The organism is Ferrovum myxofaciens, assembly GCF_000735045.1.
Classification (GTDB): domain Bacteria; phylum Pseudomonadota; class Gammaproteobacteria; order Burkholderiales; family Ferrovaceae; genus Ferrovum; species Ferrovum myxofaciens.
On the sequence record NZ_JPOQ01000131.1, the window covers coordinates 1 to 3,272 of the forward strand.

The window sequence follows — 3,272 nt, forward strand, 5'->3', positions numbered from 1 at the left end:
TCTCCGCGATATTCCCATACAGGACAGCGAGGCCACCATCCTGCGAATACGCGTGCGCGCGGTCACGGATGCAGCCGGCGCTACGATCGAGGTCGTTCTGCTCGTAACGCTCGGACTGCGAGAACGCCACCTGCGTCGGCACCCCGCCCGGCGCAGCGCGAAACAGTTGATGCACTGCCCCGTCGTCGCTGCGGCAGATATCATACTTCTCGATCGCCGCACCCATCGTCGCGCTGTGCACCGTTGGCAGCGACGTATCCAGCAGGCCGGCGCGTGCCAGTTCGCCCAGAATCGCAATGATGCCGCCGGCACGGTGCACGTCTTCGATGTGGAACTTGTCCGTCATCGGCGCCACCTTGCACAGGCACGGCACGTTGCGCGAGATGCGGTCGATGTCGGCCATCGTGAATTCCACCTGCGCTTCGTGCGCGGCGGCCAGCAGGTGCAGCACCGTGTTGGTGGAACCTCCCATTGAAACGTCCAGCGCCATTGCATTTTCGAACGCCGCCTTGCTGGCGATACTGCGCGGCAGGACGGAGTAATCGTCCTGCTCGTAGTGGCGCTTGGCCAGTTCGACAATCAACCGGCCCGCGCGCAGGAACAGTTCCTTGCGGTCCGCGTGGGTAGCCACGATCGTGCCGTTGCCTGGCAACGAGAGGCCCAGCGCCTCGGTCAGACAGTTCATCGAGTTTGCCGTAAACATGCCGGAGCAGGAACCGCAGGTGGGGCATGCAGAGCGCTCCACTTCCGCCACATCCGCATCGGACACCGTGGAGTCACCCGCCTTGATCATCGCATCGATCAGGTCGAGCTTGATGATCTTCTTCTCGTTGTTGACGACCTTGACCACCTTGCCCGCTTCCATGGGACCGCCGGACACGAACACCACCGGAATATTGAGGCGCATCGCAGCCATCAACATTCCGGGCGTGATCTTGTCGCAGTTCGAGATGCACACCATCGCATCGGCGCAGTGCGCGTTGACCATGTATTCGACGGAGTCGGCGATCAGATCGCGCGACGGCAGCGAGTACAGCATGCCGCCATGCCCCATCGCGATGCCGTCGTCCACGGCAATCGTATTGAATTCCTTCGCAACACCGCCCGCCGCTTCGATCTCGCGCGCCACCAACTGGCCCAGATCCTTCAGGTGCACGTGCCCCGGCACGAACTGCGTGAACGAATTGACGACGGCGACAATCGGCTTTTCGAAATCGCCGTCCTTCATGCCGGTGGCGCGCCACAGCGCGCGCGCTCCCGCCATGTTGCGGCCTTGGGTCGTGGTACGTGAACGGTAAGTCGGCATGGGATCTCCTCAGGGTGGTGAACAATCAGGAGCATTAGGGTGCCGCGTGTACCACGAGTTGTCAAATCCATGATTTAGCCGAGGAGTTGCACTTGCACTTCACCAGAGATTAACGCAACGCATTTTCTATCACGCAAGCCGAAGTCAATATGGTTACGTCTTGGCTACGGTGGCAGGGCTTGCGCGTGATCGAAAATAGACATACCCCTTGTCAAACAGGCTATTTCGGACTAACATTAGTCCACTCAATCAAGCCGAGGTGCGCTATGACAACCGTCAATATCCATGAAGCCAAGACCCAGTTCTCTCGTTTTGTCGATCAGGCAGAGGCCGGTGAGGAGATTGTGATTGCCCGTGCGGGTAAGCCAGTGGCGCGTTTAGTGGCGTTGTCCGATCCCGCCAAACCTCCGCGCAAACTGGGTTTAGGAAAAAAATCCTTCACTTTCCCGGAGAATTTCGACAGTTTGAATGCCGCTGAAATTGCGGCCATGTTCGAGCAGGGAAAGTAGATGGCCGGGCACGTTTATCTGCTGGATACCAATGTGTTGCTTGCGGCACTGCTCGCCCCGGAGCGCCTGCCGAAGGAGGTGGTCGCCGGAATATCCGATTCGTCCAATACGGTTTATTTCAGTTCGGCCAGTATTTGGGAGGTGGCGATCAAACGTTCGTTGCAGCGGGCGGATTTCGATTTTTCTCCACAGGACATCCATCGCCTTGCTCTGGATACAGGCTTTGCCGAGTTGATGGTCAAGGGCGAGGATTGTTATCCGATTGCGAGTTTGCCTTGGCATCACCGTGATCCGTTTGACCGTTTGTTGGTGGCGCAGGCGCAGTCCTTGCCCGCTTACTTGCTCACCACGGATGGGGTGCTGAACCAATACTCTGAACTGGTCGTTCACCTGACGCTAAACCTCCCCATGCCTAAAGGTAGGGGGTTCTAAGGGCGAATCCATTGATATACCCGGTCAATGGGCAACAGGCAGTGATACGGGGGTTTTATGGGGCTGGCTGGAGACTCTGGCTACCCTTTTGTCTGGCCTCCAGCAGGGATCCCGCCACCATTCCCACCAAACTGGCGCCCAATCCGGCTAACTGCGGAGGGATCAACGCTTCTGGAGCCCACCCTTCGCCCAACAACCATACCGCAAGACCCAAAACCACCGAAGCCAGCCCCCCCCAAGGAGTGGCGCGCTTCCAGTACACCCCAAAGGCCAGGGGCACAAAAGCGGCAACCAAGGTCACTTTATAGGCATCCTCCACCATACTGAAGATGGACGCCTGGGAATTGAGGGCGATGACCGTTACCAGACAGGTAAAACAAAACACCACCCAACGCATCACCGTCAACAACTGCCGGTCGGTCATCCCCGGCGTAAATCCGCGCACGATATTTTCCGCAAAGGTCACGGAAGGTGCCAGCAAGGTGGCCGAGGCACAACTCTTGATGGCCGACAGCAATGCCCCGAAGAACATGATCTGGGCGAATAGAGGGGAATGAGTCAGGATCAGTTGGGGCAGAATCTGTTGGGAATCCGTATCCAGGTAGCGACTGACCAGTGCCGGGTCGATACGTGTCGCAGAATAAGCCAGAAACATGGGAATGAAGGCAAACAGAAAATACAATACCCCACCCAGGATCGAAGCATTGCGGGCAGTGATTTCCGTGTCGGAGGAGGTCACCCGCTGAAAGACATCCTGCTGCGGAATGGACCCCAGCATCATGGTGATCCAGGCCGTGAAGAAAGCGATCACAGCCCCCCAGTGCGGGGCGGGCCAGAAGGCCAGTTTGCCCTGCACCGACGCCTGATGGACCACGGCACCCACCCCCCCCGCCGGCCCCCCCAGATCCCAGCCGATGTACACCATGCCCAGCATGATGATGATCATCTGGATGAAGTCCGTGATGGCCACCGACAGCATTCCGTCAAACAGGGTATAAACCATGACCGTGGTCGCGCCTACGATC

The 3,272-nt window shown here is 58.5% G+C and carries 4 protein-coding genes; 2 read left to right on the top strand and 2 right to left on the bottom strand.

The features are described from left to right. The coding region (gene ilvD, locus IV91_RS0111640; RefSeq protein WP_031598576.1) for a dihydroxy-acid dehydratase at nucleotides 1-1,306 on the bottom strand (1,306 nt) is incomplete at its 3' end. A 266-nt stretch (nucleotides 1,307-1,572) separates the two neighbouring features. Here ilvD and IV91_RS0111645 point away from each other — a divergent pair. Continuing rightward, nucleotides 1,573-1,815 (top strand): type II toxin-antitoxin system Phd/YefM family antitoxin, encoded by a 243-nt coding sequence (locus IV91_RS0111645; RefSeq protein ID WP_031598578.1) that lies wholly within the window; start codon nucleotides 1,573-1,575, stop codon nucleotides 1,813-1,815. After that, entirely contained in the window at nucleotides 1,816-2,247 is a 432-nt protein-coding gene (locus tag IV91_RS0111650) for a type II toxin-antitoxin system VapC family toxin (RefSeq protein WP_051862634.1), read from the top strand. Between the two features lie 55 nt (nucleotides 2,248-2,302). On the opposite strand, the gene IV91_RS0111655 is transcribed toward IV91_RS0111650, so the two are convergent. Further along, nucleotides 2,303-3,272: high affinity choline transporter 1 (locus IV91_RS0111655; protein ID WP_200874395.1), on the bottom strand; the 970-nt coding region annotated here is incomplete at its 5' end.